The 16,087-nt window shown below is 67.1% G+C and carries 12 protein-coding genes and 3 tRNA genes; 8 read left to right on the top strand and 7 right to left on the bottom strand.

Annotated features, from left to right (window positions below; all coding sequences use genetic code 11):
• Positions 1-52: 52 nt before the first annotated feature.
• The 4 genes from emrR to emrB are packed head-to-tail and all read left to right on the top strand — an operon-like array spanning position 53 to position 4,776.
• Positions 53-496, top strand: coding sequence for a multidrug efflux system transcriptional regulator EmrR (emrR, locus tag ROV93_RS01750; protein WP_005415875.1), 444 nt, complete (start codon positions 53-55; stop codon positions 494-496).
• Positions 493-1,986 (top strand): multidrug efflux transporter outer membrane subunit EmrC, encoded by a 1,494-nt coding sequence (emrC, locus tag ROV93_RS01755; RefSeq protein ID WP_072166795.1) that lies wholly within the window; start codon positions 493-495, stop codon positions 1,984-1,986. Before emrR ends, emrC begins: the two co-directional genes overlap by 4 nt.
• 11 nt (positions 1,987-1,997) lie before the next feature.
• On the top strand, positions 1,998-3,179 hold the full coding sequence (emrA, locus tag ROV93_RS01760; protein WP_061480663.1) for a multidrug efflux MFS transporter periplasmic adaptor subunit EmrA: 1,182 nt from the start codon (positions 1,998-2,000) through the stop codon (positions 3,177-3,179).
• Between the two features lie 7 nt (positions 3,180-3,186).
• Complete coding sequence (gene emrB / locus ROV93_RS01765) at positions 3,187-4,776, top strand: multidrug efflux MFS transporter permease subunit EmrB (RefSeq protein ID WP_312538490.1); 1,590 nt, start codon at positions 3,187-3,189, stop codon at positions 4,774-4,776.
• A 157-nt stretch (positions 4,777-4,933) separates the two neighbouring features.
• Here the strand turns inward: emrB and ROV93_RS01770 are convergent.
• Together ROV93_RS01770 and ROV93_RS01775 are read right to left on the bottom strand one after the other, a co-directional pair.
• Positions 4,934-5,018: transfer RNA gene (locus tag ROV93_RS01770), tRNA-Leu, on the bottom strand.
• A gap of 50 nt (positions 5,019-5,068) precedes the next feature.
• Positions 5,069-5,968 carry a LysR family transcriptional regulator gene (locus tag ROV93_RS01775; protein ID WP_072166792.1) on the bottom strand — a complete coding sequence of 300 codons (900 nt, stop codon included), beginning with the start codon at positions 5,966-5,968 and terminating at the stop codon, positions 5,069-5,071.
• A gap of 99 nt (positions 5,969-6,067) precedes the next feature.
• Here ROV93_RS01775 and ROV93_RS01780 point away from each other — a divergent pair, with 99 nt between their 5' ends.
• Positions 6,068-6,814 carry a sulfite exporter TauE/SafE family protein gene (locus tag ROV93_RS01780; protein ID WP_072166791.1) on the top strand — a complete coding sequence of 249 codons (747 nt, stop codon included), beginning with the start codon at positions 6,068-6,070 and terminating at the stop codon, positions 6,812-6,814.
• 56 nt (positions 6,815-6,870) lie between these two features.
• Here the strand turns inward: ROV93_RS01780 and ROV93_RS01785 are convergent.
• Positions 6,871-6,955, bottom strand: a tRNA-Leu gene (locus ROV93_RS01785).
• 206 nt (positions 6,956-7,161) lie between these two features.
• A tRNA-Leu gene (locus tag ROV93_RS01790) sits at positions 7,162-7,246 on the bottom strand.
• A gap of 128 nt (positions 7,247-7,374) precedes the next feature.
• Between ROV93_RS01790 and rnr the strand changes: the two genes are divergently transcribed.
• The 3 genes from rnr to rlmB all read left to right on the top strand — a co-directional run bounded on the left by rnr (position 7,375) and on the right by rlmB (position 11,284).
• The gene (gene rnr / locus ROV93_RS01795) at positions 7,375-9,840 is read left to right on the top strand and encodes a ribonuclease R (RefSeq protein ID WP_072166790.1); all 2,466 of its coding nucleotides are present in this window, start codon (positions 7,375-7,377) and stop codon (positions 9,838-9,840) included.
• Positions 9,841-9,963: 123 nt separating this feature from the next.
• The gene (locus ROV93_RS01800; RefSeq protein ID WP_072166789.1) at positions 9,964-10,446 is read left to right on the top strand and encodes a GFA family protein; all 483 of its coding nucleotides are present in this window, start codon (positions 9,964-9,966) and stop codon (positions 10,444-10,446) included.
• Positions 10,447-10,540: 94 nt separating this feature from the next.
• Entirely contained in the window at positions 10,541-11,284 is a 744-nt protein-coding gene (gene rlmB, locus ROV93_RS01805) for a 23S rRNA (guanosine(2251)-2'-O)-methyltransferase RlmB (RefSeq protein ID WP_072166788.1), read from the top strand.
• 81 nt (positions 11,285-11,365) lie between these two features.
• Here rlmB and ROV93_RS01810 read toward each other — a convergent pair whose 3' ends face one another.
• From ROV93_RS01810 to ROV93_RS01820, 3 genes are read right to left on the bottom strand one after another with little or no spacing between them, the layout of a single operon-like run.
• Positions 11,366-12,805: a TolC family protein gene (locus tag ROV93_RS01810; RefSeq protein WP_072166787.1), complete on the bottom strand. Its 1,440-nt coding sequence runs from the start codon at positions 12,803-12,805 to the stop codon at positions 11,366-11,368.
• Positions 12,802-14,760, bottom strand: a complete 1,959-nt coding sequence (locus ROV93_RS01815) for a MacB family efflux pump subunit (RefSeq protein WP_072166786.1) — start codon at positions 14,758-14,760, stop codon at positions 12,802-12,804. The genes ROV93_RS01810 and ROV93_RS01815 overlap by 4 nt, the downstream gene beginning before the upstream one ends.
• A complete protein-coding gene (locus tag ROV93_RS01820) occupies positions 14,757-16,010 on the bottom strand; it encodes an efflux RND transporter periplasmic adaptor subunit (protein WP_072166785.1) in 1,254 nt (417 codons plus the stop codon). Before ROV93_RS01820 ends, ROV93_RS01815 begins: the two co-directional genes overlap by 4 nt.
• Positions 16,011-16,087: the final 77 nt, after the last annotated feature.

A 16,087-nucleotide genomic window follows, 5' to 3' on the forward strand; every position in this document is an offset into this window, starting at 1 on the left:
AGATCGAATATTTCCATTGAGAAATATTTTTTTTGGAAGAGAATGCTCCCCCATGATCTGTCCTGCAACCACTCCCCCCAGCTTCGGCCTGCTGCTGCGCCAGGTGCGCGACGGCCTGGTCCGCCAACTCGACGCTTCCATGGCTGAAGAAGATCTGGGCATCGGCTTCACCCACTACATCGGGTTGAAGGTGCTTTCGAACATGGCGCCGTGCACCGCCAACGAACTGGCCCAGGCCATCGATCAGGTGCCCAGCGCGGTGACCCGGCTGCTGGACAAGCTCGAAGCGCTGGGCTGCGTCCGCCGCGAACCGCATGCGCAGGACCGGCGGGCATTGCAGATCGTGCTGACCGACGAAGGCCGCGCGCTGTGGGCGCGCTTGAAGCTGCGTGGCGACGCGGTGATGGATTACGCCCTGCGTGATCTTTCCGCCGACGAGCGCACGCTGCTGCTGTCCCTCCTTACCCGAATCCGCGATTCACTGACGACCCCATGAACCCGATCCCGCATTCCACTTTCCGCCGGTCCGGGCGCGCGCTGCTGGTGTCAGCGCTGGCCCTGGCCCTGGCCGCCTGTGCCAGCAGTCGTGGCCTCAACCCGCAGGGCCACGTGCTTGACGTGGACAGCCTGCACAGCGAACGCACCCTGGCCGACACCGACCTGAGCGCCACTGGCTTCCCGGCGCAGGACTGGTGGAAGGCACTGGGTGATGCGCAGCTGGACGCGCTGGTCGCAGAGGGCCTGGCCGGCCACCCGAGCCTCGACGCCGCCGATGCCCGCCTGCGCCAGGCCCAGGCCCAGGTCGGCACCGCACGTGCCGACGAACTGCCGAGCCTGTCGGTGTCCGGTGGCTACACCGGCCTGCGCCTGCCCGAATCGATGGTCGGCAGCGAGATGGGTGGCCGTTACGGCGGCAGCAGCCAGGTCGCCTTCGACTTCAGCTACGGCGTGGACCTGTGGGGCGGCAAGCGCGCCGCCTGGGAAGCCGCCGTGGACGGTGCGCACGCCGCCACCGTTGAAGCGCAGGCTGCACGCCTGAACCTGTCCACTGGCATCACCCAGGCCTATGCCGACCTGGCCTACGCGTGGCAGCTCAACGACGTGGCCGAGGAAGAGCTGACCCGTTCGCAGAAGTCACTTGAACTGACCCGCCAGCGCCGCAGCGCCGGCATCGACAGTGATCTGCAGGTGCGCCAGGCCGAGGCCCGTGTGCCGGCCGCGCAGCAGCAGGTGCAGGCCGCCCAGCAGCGTATCGACGCCGCCCGCACCGCGCTGGCCGCGCTGGTCGGCAAGGGCCCGGACCGTGGCCTGTCGATCCAGCGCCCGCGGCCGCTGAATCCGGTGGCACTGCAGCTGCCGGGCGTGCTGCCCAGCGAGCTGCTTGGCCGCCGCCCCGACATCGTCGCCGCACGCTGGCGCGTTGAAGCGGCCGACAAGCAGATCAAGGTTGCCAAGACCAAGTTCTACCCGAGCTTCAACCTGACCGCGCTGGCCGGCGTGGTCGCCCCGAACGTGGGCGACCTGCTGAAGAGCAGCTCCACCTTTGCCTATATCGGCCCCGCGCTGAGCCTGCCGATCTTCGAGGGCGGGAAGCTGCGCGCCAACCTGGCCAATACCGATGCGCAGTACGACCTGGCGGTGGCCAACTACAACCAGACCGTGCTCGATGCGCTGCGTGATGTGGCCGACCAGGTCAACGCGGTGCGCTCGCTGGCACAGCAGGCGCAGTCGCAGCAGCAGGCGGTGGACACCGCACGCGCTGCCTTCGACCTGGCCCAGCAGCGCTACCGCGCCGGCATCGGCAGCTACCTGGACGTGCTGACCGCGCAGTCCACCCTGCTGCAGTCGCAGCAGCAGCTGGCCGGCCTGCAGTCGCAGCAGGTGCAGTCCTCGGTGCGCCTGAGCAAGGCGCTGGGCGGTGGTTTCCAGCCCACTGACGCCGACCGCGCACCGATCGCCTCCCATTCCGATTCCTCGCATTCCTGAAGATCTCCGACATGAGCCAGACCCAAGACACCGCGGCCCCGGCCGCCCCCAACCGCCGCGGCCACCTGCTGCGCGGCCTGTTCGTGATCGTCGTGCTGCTGCTTGCCGCTTTGGCGCTGTGGTACTTCATGTTCGGCCGTTGGTTCGAAGAGACCGACGATGCCTACGTGCAGGGCAACCAGGTGCAGATCACCCCGCTGGTGGCCGGCACCGTGGTCGCCATCAATGCCGATGACGGCATGCGCGTGGAGCGCGGCCAGCTGCTGGTGCAGCTGGACCCGTCCGACACCGCAGTGGCGCTGCAGCAGGCCGAAGCCAACCTGGCCAAGACCGTGCGCCAGACCCGCGGCCTGTACCGCAGCGTAGAAGGCGCGCAGGCGGACCTGAACGCCCGCCAGGTGACCCTGAAGCGCGTGCGCGAAGACTACGCCCGCCGCAAGGACCTGGCCGCCACCGGCGCCATCTCCAACGAAGAACTGGCCCACGCCCGCGACGAGCTGGCCGCGGCCGAAGCGGCCGTGGCCGGTTCGCGCGAGACCGTCGAGCGCAACCGCGCGCTGGTCGACGACACCGTGATCGCCACCCAGCCGGATGTGCAGGCCGCCGCTGCGCAGCTGCGCCAGGCCTTCCTCAACAACGCCCGCGCCGGCATCGTTGCACCGGTCTCCGGCTACGTCGCCCGTCGTTCGGTGCAGGTCGGCCAGCGCGTGCAGCCGGGCAATGCCCTGATGGCCGTGGTGCCGACCGAGCAGATGTGGGTCGAGGCCAACTTCAAGGAAACCCAGCTGCGCCACATGCGCCTGGGCCAGGAAGTGGAGCTGAAGTCGGACCTGTACGCCGGCGACGTGAAGTACAAGGGGCGCATCCAGAGCCTGGGCCTGGGCACCGGCTCGGCGTTCTCGCTGCTGCCGGCACAGAACGCCAGCGGCAACTGGATCAAGATCGTGCAGCGCGTACCGGTGCGCATCGCCATCGATGCCAAGCAGCTGGCCGAGCACCCGCTGCGCATCGGCCTGTCGATGAAGGCCGAAGTGAGCCTGCGCGACCAGAAGGGCGAAGTGCTGCCGAGCACCCCGGCCAAGGGCACGGTGTTCGACACCGACGTGTATGCCAAGCAGCTGCATGATGCCGACGAGGTGATCCACACGATCATCCAGGGCAACCTGCCGCAGCAGCAGGCGAAGGTGGGCTGAGGTCGCCATGTCCGCACAAGCTCCAGCCGCGCCCGGCGCTCCGGGCGCACCGGCGGCGCCGGCTGCGGCCTCCGGGTTCCTGCCGCCCAGCGTCGCCCTGTGCACCGTAGGCCTGGCGATGGCGTCGTTCATGCAGGTGCTCGACACCACCATCGCCAACGTCTCGCTGCCGACCATCGCCGGTAACCTTGGTGCCAGTTCGCAGCAGGCGACCTGGGTCATCACTTCGTTCGCGGTCAGCACGGCCATCGCGCTGCCGCTGACCGGCTGGCTCAGCCGCCGCTTCGGCGAACGCAAACTGTTCTTCTGGGCGACCCTGGCCTTCGTCATCACCTCGCTGCTGTGCGGCCTTGCGCAGAGCATGGGCATGCTGGTGGTGTCGCGTGCGCTGCAGGGCTTCGTGGCCGGCCCGATGTACCCGATCACGCAGTCGCTGCTGGTCTCGATCTATCCACGTGAGAAGCGCGGGCAGGCATTGGCACTGCTGGCGATGATCACGGTGGTGGCGCCGATCTGCGGCCCGATCCTCGGTGGCTGGATCACCGACAACTACAGCTGGGAATGGATCTTCCTGATCAACGTGCCACTGGGCATCTTCGCCGCGCTGGTGGTGGGCAGCCAGCTGAAGGGACGCCCGGAGCAGATCGAGAAGCCGAAGATGGACTACGTCGGCCTGATCACGCTGGTGATTGGTGTCGGCGCGCTGCAGCTGGTGCTCGACCTGGGCAACGACGAGGACTGGTTCTCGTCGATGAAGATCGTGGTGCTGGCCTGCGTGGCGGTGGTGACGCTGACGGTGTTCCTGATCTGGGAGCTGACCGACAAGGATCCGATCGTCGACCTGAAGCTGTTCCGGCACCGCAACTTCCGTGCCGGCACGTTGGCGATGGTGGTGGCCTACGCGGCGTTCTTCAGCGTGGCGCTGCTGATTCCGCAGTGGCTGCAGCGTGACATGGGCTACACCGCGATCTGGGCAGGCCTGGCGACCGCACCGATCGGCATCCTGCCGGTGATCATGACGCCGTTCGTGGGCAAGTATGCGTCGCGCTTCGACATGCGGATGCTGGCCACCGTGGCCTTCATCGTGCTGTCGATGACCAGCTTCCTGCGCTCGAACTTCAACCTGCAGGTGGACTACATGCACGTGGCCGGCGTGCAGCTGATCATGGGCATTGGCGTGGCGCTGTTCTTCATGCCGGTGCTGCAGATCCTGCTGTCGGACCTGGATGGGCGCGAGATCGCGGCGGGCTCTGGCCTGGCGACGTTCCTGCGCACGCTGGGCGGCAGCTTCGCGGCCTCGCTGACGACGTGGCTGTGGGCGCGGCGTACCCAGGTGCACCATGCCGACCTGACCGAGCATATCTCGGCCTATCAGCCGGGCATGCAGGACCAAGTGGCGGCGATGGGGCAGGGCGACCTGCAGCACGGCGCAGCGGTACTGAACAACATGATCAACCACCAGGCATCGCAGATGGGTTTCAACGACATCTTCTTCCTGCTGGGTTGGATCTTCCTGGCGATCATCACCTTCCTGTGGCTGGCCAAGCCGCCGTTCGGCGCAGGCGCGGGTGCGGCGTCCGCGGGCGGTGGGCATTGATCGACCATTGGCGTTGAAACGCAGAAAACCCCGCCGCAAGGCGGGGTTTTTCTTTTGGTAGATCCACGCCATGCGTGGATGGATCCCGGGGTCGTGTGGGTTCCCGAATCCCAGAAACGAAAAAACCCGCTTTCGCGGGTTTGATCATCTTGAGTCGTGGTGCCCAGGAGAGGACTCGAACCTCCACGGTTTTACCCGCTAGTACCTGAAACTAGTGCGTCTACCAATTCCGCCACCTGGGCGACTCAGGAGAAGAATTGTGCGGCACGGCAGAGAGTGTGTCAACAACATTTCACACTTTTTTCTGCGCTTGCACGCCCAGGTGGTGCAGCAGGCTGCGCATCGCCGGTGACAGCTGCGCCCACCCGGCGAAACAGGCGCACAGGCGGCGTTGTGCCCACGCATCGGCAAGCGGCACCGCAACGGTATGCGTACTGCGTCGATGCTGGCGCGCGATGCTCCGCGGCACGATGCCGACACCGATGCCGTGGCCGACCATGATGCAGACGCCCTCGAAGGTCTTCATGCGGATGCGCACATCCAGGCGGCGCCCGATGTCGCGGGCCTGGTCTTCGATGTAGAACTGAAGCGCATTGCCATCGGCGAGGGCAACGAAGGTCTCGCCGGCGGCATCGGCGAAGGTCACGCTGCGCAGTGATGCAAACCGGTGATCGGCAGGCAGCAGCATCACCAGCGGATCTTCGGCCACCACATGCTGCTGCAGGCCGGTGGCGTCGACCGCATCACTGATGATGCCGGCCTCGGCCTGGCCAGCGCTGATTGCACGCACGACTTCGGGGCTGGTGCGTTCCAGCAGTTCGACGTGCAGGCGGGGGCGTTCGGCCAACCACGGTGCGAGCCGCGAGGGCAGGTAGCTGGTCAGTGCTGCGGTGTTGGCATACAGATGCAGGGTGCCGCGCGCCCCCTGCGCGAATGCCTGCAGTTCGCCGCGCAGCTGCGCCTGCTGTTGCAGGATCAGGCGTGCATGGTGGGCGAGGGCGGCGCCGGCTTCAGTCAGGCTGACGCCACGTGGATGCCGGTTCAGCAGCGGGGTGCCGGCATCGGCTTCGATCGTGCGCAGCCGCTCGCTGGCCGAACCCAGGGCCAGGTTCGCCTGCGTTGCGCCGGCAGTGATGCTGCCCGCCTCGGCGATTGCCAGGAACAGGCGCAGGTCGGCGATGTCCATCCGCATGTGATGCCCTCGTCGCAACGGCTGAGCCTTCGGATCAGCCGAAGGCAGGGCCGGGAAGACCGCATTGTGCGCCGGGCGACGGCCCGATCCAATGAAGGCATGAATGAATCGATGTACTTCTATGGGCTGCTGGTGGTGGTGTTCGTGCTGGCCGGCGTGGTCAAGGGCGTGACGGGCATGGGGCTGCCGACGGTGGCGATGGGCCTGCTCGGTGGCGCGCTGTCGCCGGTGGCGGCGGCGTCGATGCTGTTCATCCCGACCTTCGTCACCAATGCGTGGCAGCTGCTGTCCGGGCCGTCACTGGGCCACATCGTGCGGCGCCTGTGGCCGATGATGCTGGCCGTGGTGGTGGTGACCCTAGGTTCGGCAGCGTGGCTGGTACGGGTCGATCGCAGCGGGTCGCGCGTTGCGCTGGGCGTGGCCCTGATGGTCTATGCCGCCTATGCGTTGCTTGCGCCGGTGTTCCGCGTGCCGCAGCGGCGCGAGCGCTGGCTGGGGCCGCTGGTGGGCGCGCTGTCCGGCGTAGTGACCGGCGCCACCGGCGTGTTCGTGATGCCGGCGGTGCCGTACCTGCAATCACTGGGGTTGCAGCGCGAAGAACTGGTGCAGGCGCTCGGGCTGGCGTTCACCGTATCGACGATTGCACTGACCACGGGCCTGGTGCTGCACGGTGCGTTCGGCATCCAGCAGCTGGGCTTGAGTGCACTGGCGGTGGTGCCGGCACTGCTGGGCATGTGGCTGGGGCAGGTGATCCGGCAGCGCATCAGTGCGCGGCTGTTCCGCGCCTGCTTTCTGGGTTTCCTGCTGCTGCTCGGCCTGGAGCTGGTGCTGCGGCCGTTGTTCTGATGCCAAATCCCGGGCATGAAAAAACCCGCTTTCGCGGGTCTTTCTCATTCTCGACGTGGTGCCCAGGAGAGGACTCGAACCTCCACGGTTTTACCCGCTAGTACCTGAAACTAGTGCGTCTACCAATTCCGCCACCTGGGCGTCGAGGAGCGAGATTATGGGGTGTTGTTACGGGGGTGTCAACAATTTTTGTGGGCCTGGGGGGTGGATCCGGTTTCGCCTGCGAGATGGGCTACGACCCCATCTCACTCGCTTGGGGTCAGAGCCCTTTCCTTCGGAAAGGGATCCGACCCCGCTACCGGATCGCAGGCAAAAAAAATCCCCGCCGAAGCGAGGAGTTTTTTCGTTGGTGCCCAGGAGAGGACTCGAACCTCCACGGTTTTACCCGCTAGTACCTGAAACTAGTGCGTCTACCAATTCCGCCACCTGGGCGTTCCAGAGGCGCAATTGTGAAGATGAATCCGGGAGCTGTCAACGACTTCCTGAAATTATTTCATCCAACGCCTCCAAGGCGGGCGCTGACCCGTTCTGCACGCCGTCAACGGCTACCATGTAGGGCGATGACTACCAAAAAACCAAGCAAGGGCGGGAGCAAGTCCCGCAGCCAAGGCCCGAAGAAGGGCCCGAAGGCGGGCGCAGCCCGCACCACCAAGCCGGGCAAGCCGTTGCCGGGCTGGTTCCCCGAATTGAATGAAGGCGGTGCGCCGCCACGCGGCCGCAAGGTCCGCACCGCTGATGCGGCAGCACCCGGCCCGGCCCCGGGCCGCAAGCTGCCGCCGACCGGCAAGGTGATCGACGATCCCTATGCCGCCCGCGAAGCAGAGAAATACGAACAGCCCATCGCCAGCCGCGAGGCCATCCTGGCCCTGCTGGAGCGTTGCGAAGGGCCGCAGACCGCCGAGGAACTGGGGGCACGCCTGGGCCTGACCGCACCGGATCGGGCCGAGGCGCTGTCGCGCCGGCTTGGTGCCATGGTCCGTGATGGCCAACTGGTGCAGAACCGCCGCGGCGGCTTCGCCCCGATCCAGACCCTGAACCTGGTCACCGGCGTGGTGATCGCCAACCCGGAGGGGTTCGGCTTCCTGCGCCCGGTCGAGGGCGGCGACGACCTGTTCCTGCCGCCGTATGAAATGCGCAAGGTCATGCACGGCGACAAGGTGCTGGCCCGCGTGACCGGCATCGACCACCGTGGCCGTCGCGAAGGCAGCATTGCGCGCGTGCTCGAACGCGGCATGACCCGCCTGATCGGCCGCTTCAGCGTCGAGATGGGGATCAATTACGTGGTACCTGACGACAAGCGCGTGCAGCGCAACGTGCAGGTACCGCCGGACCAGACCGGGGGCGCGCGTGATGGCCAGCTGGTGGTCTGCGAACTGACCCAGGCCCCGGACAGCCGCCGCCCGCCGATCGGCCGCATCATCGCCGTGCTGGGCGACAAGCTGACCGCATCGCTGGTGGTGGAGACCGCCATCCACGGCCATGAACTGCCGTTCGAGTTTCCGCAGGAGGTGCTGGACGAAGCCGCCTCGGTGCCGCTGGTGGTCGAGCCGACAATGATCGGCGATCGTGTCGATCTGCGCAGCACGCCGCTGGTTACCATCGATGGCGAGGATGCCAAGGACTTCGACGACGCGGTGCACTGCGAGCCGAATGCCGATGGCTTCCGCCTGGTGGTGGCCATTGCCGATGTTTCGAACTACGTCCGCCCCGGCACACCGCTGGACGAAGAAGCGCAGAAGCGTGCCACCTCGGTGTACTTCCCGGGCTTCGTGGTGCCGATGCTGCCGGAGACGTTGTCCAACGGCATCTGCTCGCTGATGCCCAAGGTCGACCGCATGTGCTTCGTCTGCGACATGCAGATCGATCGTGACGGCCTGGTCACGCATTCGCGCTTCTACGAGGCCGTGATGAATTCGCACGCGCGCCTGACCTACACCCAGGTGTGGAAGGCGGTGGGCGAGGACGATGCCGATACCAAGGCCTGGATGGGTGACCTGCTGCCGCAGGTGCAGCGCCTGCACCAGCTGTACAAGGTGCTGTCCAAGGCACGTGCCAAGCGCGGTGCCATCGAGTTCGAAAGCAGCGAGGTACGCTTCGTGCTGGACAACCGTGGTGAAGTGACCCAGGCCGGCATGCTGGTGCGCAACGACGCGCACAAGCTGATCGAGGAATGCATGATCGCGGCCAATGTGGAGGCGGCGAAGTACCTGCTGTCGCGCCATGTGCCGGCCCCGTACCGCATCCACGAGAAGCCGCCGGAAACCAAGTACGCCGACCTGCTGGAATTCCTCAAGGAGTTCAAGCTGAGCCTGCCGCCGTGGTCGAAGGTGCGCCCGGGTGACTACACCAAGCTGCTGAAGAAGATCCGCGACCGCCCCGATGCGACGCTGCTGGAGTCGGTGTTGCTGCGCAGCCAGAGCCTGGCGATCTACAGCCCGGAGAACCACGGCCACTTCGGCCTGGCGCTGGAGGCCTACGCGCACTTCACCTCGCCGATCCGTCGCTATCCCGACCTGCTGGTGCACCGCGCGATCAAGCATGCGCTGTCCGGCAAGCCGCTGGACAAGTTCACCTACAACGCCCGCGAGATGGCCGCGCTGGCGCTGCAGTGTTCCGAGCGTGAGCGCCGTGCCGACGAGGCCGAGCGCGAGGTCGACGAGCGTTACCGCGCGGCGTGGATGGAAAAGCACGTGGGCGGCCAGTTCGACGGCGTGATCAGCGGCGTGACCAGCTTCGGCCTGTTCGTGGAACTGGACGAGTCGAAGGTGCAGGGTCTGGTCCACGTGACCCAGCTGCCGCAGGACTATTACAAGTTCGACGCGACCCGCAAGACGTTGACCGGCGAGCGCCGCGGCGGCAGCTACCGGCTGGGTGACCGCGTGCGCATCCTGGTGCTGAAGGCCAGCATGGAAGAACGCAAGATCGACTTCCGCCTGGTGGAACACAAGGGTGAGGACGAGGGCGATGGCCTACCGCCGCTGCCTGAGCGGGGCAAGCCGGCCAAGCGGACCAAGAAGCAATATTGAAAGGCGTGCCGACCAACGGTCGGCACCCACCTCACCCGGTAGGTGCCAACCGTTGGTTGGCACGCACCGCTCGTCAGGTAGGTGTCGACCTTGGTCGACACGATCTTCCGGAGGAAAGCAGCAATGCAAGGCCAACCCGAATACAGCGGCGGTTGCCAGTGCGGCGCGATCCGCTTCCACGTGCGTGGCGCGCTGACCGACAGCTCGATCTGCCATTGCCGGATGTGCCAGAAGGCCTTTGGTGCCTTCTACGCGCCCTTGGTGTCGGTGCGCGGCGTGCAGTTCAGCTGGACCCGTGGCCAGCCGCGCTATTTCCAGTCGTCCAACGTGGTGCGGCGTGGCTTCTGCGCCGACTGCGGCACGCCATTGACCTACGAAGCGCCCGATGGCGTGGCGGTGGCTGCCGGCGCGTTCGACGAACCCGAACGCCTGCCACCGACGATCCAGTACGGGGTCGAACGCAAGCTGCCCTTCGTCGACAGCCTGGCCAGCCTGCCGGTACGGCGTACCGAGCAGGACATCGCGGCCCTGGACTTCCTGGCCACGATCGTGTCCCACCAGCACCCCGACCACGACACGCCGCACTGGCCACCGCGCAGCCGGTGAGGTTTGTGTAGAGCCGAGCCCATGCTCGGCGGCCTTGAAGCGCGGCCGCCGCCGATGCTCTACCATAGCCACCCCCTTTCCGGTCCCCGCCCGCATGAGCAAGAACAGCCAGTGGATCGTCGGCGTCAACGCCGTCGCCTCCTCCATCGAGAACGACGCCGAGAACGTCCGCGAAGTGCTGGTCGAGGCCGGAGCGAAGAACCCGCGCCTGACCGAGATCGAGGAAAACGCCCGCCGCAAGGGCATCGACGTGCGCAAGGTGAACAGCCAGGCGCTGGACGGTGTGGGCGGCTCGGTGCGCCACCAGGGCGTGGCCGCGCGCTATGCCGCCGCCCGCACCTACAGCGAGAACGAGCTGGAAGGCCTGGTCACTGCGGCCGAGGGCAGGGCGCTGCTGCTGGTGCTGGACGAGGTGCAGGACCCGCACAACCTGGGCGCCTGCCTGCGCTCGGCCGCTGCGGCCGGTGCGACTGCAGTGATCATCCCCAAGGACAAGTCGGCCACGGTCAACGCGACCGTGCGCAAGACCTCGGCCGGTGCCGCCGACCTCATCCCGGTGGTGGCGGTAACCAACCTGTCGCGCTGCCTGAAGGACCTGCAGAAGCAGGGCGTGTGGATCTACGGTCTGGCCGGTGAGGCCACCGCGTCGCTGTACCAGCTGGACCTGAAGGGCAACATAGCGCTGGTGCTGGGCGGCGAGGCCGATGGCCTGCGCCGCCTGACCCGCGAGAACTGCGATGGCCTGGTCAAGATCCCGATGCCGGGCGAGATCGAGAGTCTGAATGTTTCCGTCGCGGCCGGCGTCAGCCTGTTCGAGGCCGTGCGCCAGCGCGGTTGATCTGTTGAGCCGAGCCCACGCTCGGCTATCGCATACCCGATCAGGAAAGCAGCCGAGCATGGGCTCGGCTCTAAGAAGCCGCTACCCCGCGCTGCCACCCAGTGCCTTGAACAGGGTCACGTCGTTGTTCAGCTGGCCCTGGCGCACGCGCGCCAGCGACAGCTCGGCATCGCGCCGGGTCTGCTGCGCTTCCAGCCAGGTGCGCAGATCGGTAGCACCCACGCGATAACGCACTTCCTGCGCGCGCTCCACTTCCACCGCTTCCTCGTACGAAGCCTGCGAGGCAGCGACCTGGCGCGCCAGCTGCTCGCGCGCGGACAGGGCGTTGTCCACTTCCGAAAGCGCGGTGTACAGCGTCTTGCGGAAATTGGTCGCGGCGATCTGATAGCTGGTGCCGGCGATATCGGTATCCAGCTGCGCGCGCTGCAGGTTGAGGAATGGCAGCGAAAGGCCGGCACCCAGCGTGGCCACCGGATTGCGCAGTACATCGCCCAGCGAGGCCGCACTGGAACCGAGGCTGCCGGTCAGGCTCAGCGCCGGGTAGTACTGGGTGGCGGTGACCCTGATGGTCTTCAGGCTGTTGCGCAGGCGGAGTTCTGCCGCACGCAGGTCGGGGCGGCGGCCGAGCAGATCGGCCGGCAGCCCCTCGACAATGCGCGGGCTGTGTGCGCCCAGCAGGTCCTGCGGTTCGTCCTGCTGGGGCCAGGGCGTGCCGTCCAGCAGCACGGTCAGTGCGTTGCGCACCTCCACCCGCTGCTGTTCCAGCGCGCTCTGCGAGGCGCGCTGCGATTGCAGGTTCTGCAGCGCCTGGCGCACTTCCAGGCGCGATACCGCACCGGCGTCGAAGCGGGCCTGTACCAGTTCGCGGGTGCGCTCCAGCCGCTCCAGGTTGGCCTGGCCGGTGGCGATCGACTGGTTCAGGTAGGCCAGGTTCCAGTACTGGGTGATGGTGTCGCTGATCACCAGCAGGGCGGTATTCTGCCGGTCTTCCTCGCTGGCTTCGGCTTCCCAGCGGGCGATGTCGCGCTGGGTGCGCAGGCGTCCCCACAGATCCACCTCCCAGCCCAGCGATACGCCGGTGGAGTAGCTGCGGCGCCATTCGTCGGCCTGGTCGGTGGCGCGGCTGGCATTGGCGCTGACGCCCGATGACGAAGGCTGCGGCCACAGCGCGTTGCTAGCCAAGCCGGCCTGCAGGCGTGAACGCTGCACGGCCAGGCCGGCGGCGGCCAGGTCGCTGTTGGCGGCCAGCGCCTGCGCCACCAGGCGGTCCAGGCGCTCGTCGCCGAAGCCGCTCCACCAGGTGTCCTGGCGGACGTCGTGGCCCGGTGTGTCCAGGCTGCTGCGCGGGTCGCCGGCCGGTGCGTTGAGGGTGGCATCGCCACGCCCATACTGGGCCGCCACGTCGGGATCGGCCACCGGATAGCGGCCGACAGAGGCGCAGCCAGACAGGGCGAGCAGAACGGCACCCGCCAGCAGCCGGCGCGAGGGGGCAGGGAACGGCAGTCGGGTCATCATCTTCATTCGCGTGCCAGGGCCTCTACCGGGTCAAGCTGCGCGGCATTGCGCGCGGGCAGGAAGCCGAACGCCACGCCGATCAGGGTCGAGCAGGCGAAGGCGGCAACAATCGAGGCGGTGGAGAACAGCACCTGGAAGTCGCTGGCGAAGCGGCCGATCATCGAGCCCAGCAGCAGGGCCAGGCCGATGCCGAGCACGCCACCGAGCAGGCACACCAGCACCGCTTCGATCAGGAACTGCTGGCGGATATCACTTTGTCGTGCACCGACGGCCATGCGCACCCCGATCTCTCGGGTGCGCTCGGTCACCGACACCAGCATGATGTTCATCACGCCGATGCCGCCGACCAGCAGCGCGATGGCGGCGATGGCGCCGATCAGCAGGGTCATCGTGCGCGTGGTCTGTTCGATGGTGTCGCGGATCTCCGCGCTGTTGCTGAGGAAGAAATCCTCGGTGCCGTGGCGCATCGTCAGCAGGCGGGTGATCGCTTCCTGAGCGGCATCCATCGGTGTGTTGTCGTCCACGCGCACGGTGATGCTGGAGACATGGCTCTGGCCGAGCATGCGCGACATCACCGTGGTGTAGGGCACCCACACGCTGAGGCTGGTGCTGCCACCGAAGCCGAAACTCTGGCGCTTGGCCACGCCGACCACGCGTGCCGGCACGTTGCCGAGCAGGATCACCTGTCCGACCGGGTCGACATCGGGGAAGAACTGGGTCTGGGTGTTCTCGTCGATCACCGCCACCTGGCCCAGGCCCTTGACTGCATCGGCATCGAAGAAGCTGCCACTGAGCAGAGTCACGCCCTTGACCCGGAAGAACTGCTCGCCGACGCCGCTGACCTGCGCAGTGGAAGACTGGTTGCGATAACGCGCGGTGACCGAGGTCGATACGCTGGGGGTGGCGCTGTCCACATAGCTCTGCTTTGCCAGTGCATCGGCATCGCTGGCCTTGAGCGTCTGCACCCGCGCCGAGCGCATGTCGCCAAAACCGCGGCCGGGGTAGACGTCGATGGTATTGGTGCCGAGCGCGCTGATGTTCTGCAGGATCTGCTGCTGAGAGCCGTTGCCCAGGGCCACCACCGAGACCACCGAGGCGATGCCGATGATGATGCCGAGCATGGTCAGGAAGGTGCGCAGGCGATGGGCGTTCATCGCCAGCAGCGCCATGCGGAACGCTTCGGTGAAGCGGTCGCGGGCCGCCCGCCAGCTGTTGCCGTGGGCGACGCCGGTACTGGCTTCGCGCTGGGCGCGGTAACTCGGCGCATCCGGATTGGCGCGGTCGGCAATGATCTCGCCATCGCGGATCTCGATGATGCGCTGCGCGTGCTGGGCCACGCTCATGTCGTGGGTGACGATGATGATGGTGTGGCCTTCGGCATGCAGTTCGCCGAGGATCGCCATCACTTCCTCACCGGATTTCGTATCGAGCGCGCCTGTTGGTTCGTCGGCCAGGATCACCTCGCCGCCGTTCATCAGGGCGCGTGCGATCGACACGCGCTGCTGCTGGCCACCGGAAAGCTGGCCTGGCTTGTGATGCATGCGGTCGCCCAGCCCCAGCCGCCGCAGCAGTTGCTCGGCACGCGCGTTGCGCACCGGCCCGGGACTGCCGGCGTAAACGGCCGGCACTTCCACATTGCCGCGCGCGTCGAGGTCGCCGAGCAGGTGGTAGCGCTGGAAGATGAAACCAAAATGCTCGCGGCGCAGTTCGGCCAGTTCGTCCGGCTCCATCTTTCCGGTTTCGCGGCCGGCCACTTGGTAGCTGCCGCGAGTGGGACGGTCAAGGCAGCCGAGGATGTTCATCAGCGTCGACTTGCCCGAGCCGGACTGGCCGACGATGGCGACCATCTCGCCGGCGTGGATGTCGAGGTTCACGTCGCGCAGTACGGCGATCACATCGTCGCCGGCCGGGAATTCACGTCGCAGGTCGCGCAGGCGCAGCAGCGGCGCCGTCGTGCTCATCGGCGCCCCATGCCCGGGCCGCCGACCCGCATCTGCATGCCGCCGCGGTTGCCGCCGCCGGCGCTGGCACCGGCGCTGGCACCGGCCGCACCGGCTTCGCCGACCACCACGCGCTCGCCTTCCTTCAAGCCGGACAGGATCTCGGCCGAGGCGCCGTTGTTGATGCCCACGGTGACCTTGCGCGGCTGCGGTTGGCCCTCGTCGTCCAGCACCCGCACCATCCGCTCATCGCCACGGCGCTTCGGTCCCAGTGCCACCGCCGGCACCATCAGCACGCCCTTGGCCTGCTTGAGCAGTACCGAGACCTGCGCGGTCATGTCGATGCGCAGCGTGCCGTCCGGGTTTTCCACATCAAACAGCGCGTTGTAGTAGACCGCGCTGCTGGAGCTGGAGCTGGAGGAGCTGCTGGAGCTGGACGAATTCTCGTTGGCGATCGAGGCCGGCGCCGGATTGATCTGGCGCAGCGTGGCGTGGTACTTGCGGTCCGGGTCGCCCAGGGTGGTGAAGTACACCGGCATGCCGGGCTTGATCTTGACCACGTCGGCCTCGGAGATCTCGGCATTGACGGTGACCACGTCCAGCCGCGCCAGCATGACGATGGTCGGTGCGGTCTGGTTGGCGTTCACGGTACGGCCTTCCTCGGCCACCACCGCGACCACGGTGCCGTCCATCGGCGCGGTGATGCGGGTGTAGGCCAGGTTGGCGCGGGCGGTGCCCAGCTCGGTTTCGCGGCCCTTGATCTGCGCCTCGTAGGACTGCAGCTGGGCGCGGGCGGTCTTCAGCTGTGCTTCGGCGGCATCGTATTCCTGGCGCGAGGTGGCCTCGGCGGCCAGCATCTGCTGCTGGCGCGCGAACTCCAGTTCGGCCTGGCGCAGGGTGGCTTGCTGCACCGCGCGCTGGGCAGTGACCTGGTCCAGCGAGGCCTGCGCGTTGAGCACCTGGTTCTGCTGGGTGGTGGCATCGATCTCGGCGATCAGGTCGCCTTCCTTCACGGTGTCGCCCAGCTGTACCTTCAGCGATTTGATCTGGCCCGAGGCCTGCGCGCCGACGCTGACCAGCTTGTAGGCGTCGATCACGCCGGTGGCATCCACCGTTTGTTCAATGTCACCGCGGCTGACCGGCGAGGTTGCCACCGCCGGGGCGGCGGGCTTGCGCAGCAGCCACCAGGCGGTCGCGGCGACGATCAGGGCGAGCAGGGCGATCAGCATCAGGCGACTCCGGCGGGTCGCTGGCAGCAGGCGGAACGTCACGTCGTGGCTTCACTCTCGAGGCCGCGAAGGCGGCGTTGGTGGGCATTGTGAAGACCGGGCGATGGACGGCTCAATCC

The sequence above is a fragment of the Stenotrophomonas maltophilia group sp. msm4 genome, from assembly GCF_032025605.1.
GTDB lineage: Bacteria > Pseudomonadota > Gammaproteobacteria > Xanthomonadales > Xanthomonadaceae > Stenotrophomonas > Stenotrophomonas sepilia.

Excerpts from the sequence above, each read along its gene's own strand:
- rnr (WP_072166790.1), top strand. The coding sequence starts at position 7,375 with ATGACTACCAAAAAACCAAGCAAGGGCGGGAGCAAGTCCCGCAGCCAA.
- emrC (WP_072166795.1), top strand. The coding sequence starts at position 493 with ATGAACCCGATCCCGCATTCCACTTTCCGCCGGTCCGGGCGCGCGCTG.
- ROV93_RS01815 (WP_072166786.1), bottom strand. The coding sequence starts at position 14,760 with ATGAGCACGACGGCGCCGCTGCTGCGCCTGCGCGACCTGCGACGTGAA.
- ROV93_RS01780 (WP_072166791.1), top strand. The coding sequence starts at position 6,068 with ATGAATGAATCGATGTACTTCTATGGGCTGCTGGTGGTGGTGTTCGTG.
- ROV93_RS01800 (WP_072166789.1), top strand. The coding sequence starts at position 9,964 with ATGCAAGGCCAACCCGAATACAGCGGCGGTTGCCAGTGCGGCGCGATC.
- emrB (WP_312538490.1), top strand. The coding sequence starts at position 3,187 with ATGTCCGCACAAGCTCCAGCCGCGCCCGGCGCTCCGGGCGCACCGGCG.
- ROV93_RS01810 (WP_072166787.1), bottom strand. The coding sequence starts at position 12,805 with ATGAAGATGATGACCCGACTGCCGTTCCCTGCCCCCTCGCGCCGGCTG.
- ROV93_RS01775 (WP_072166792.1), bottom strand. The coding sequence starts at position 5,968 with ATGCGGATGGACATCGCCGACCTGCGCCTGTTCCTGGCAATCGCCGAG.
- emrR (WP_005415875.1), top strand. The coding sequence starts at position 53 with ATGATCTGTCCTGCAACCACTCCCCCCAGCTTCGGCCTGCTGCTGCGC.
- emrA (WP_061480663.1), top strand. The coding sequence starts at position 1,998 with ATGAGCCAGACCCAAGACACCGCGGCCCCGGCCGCCCCCAACCGCCGC.
- rlmB (WP_072166788.1), top strand. The coding sequence starts at position 10,541 with ATGAGCAAGAACAGCCAGTGGATCGTCGGCGTCAACGCCGTCGCCTCC.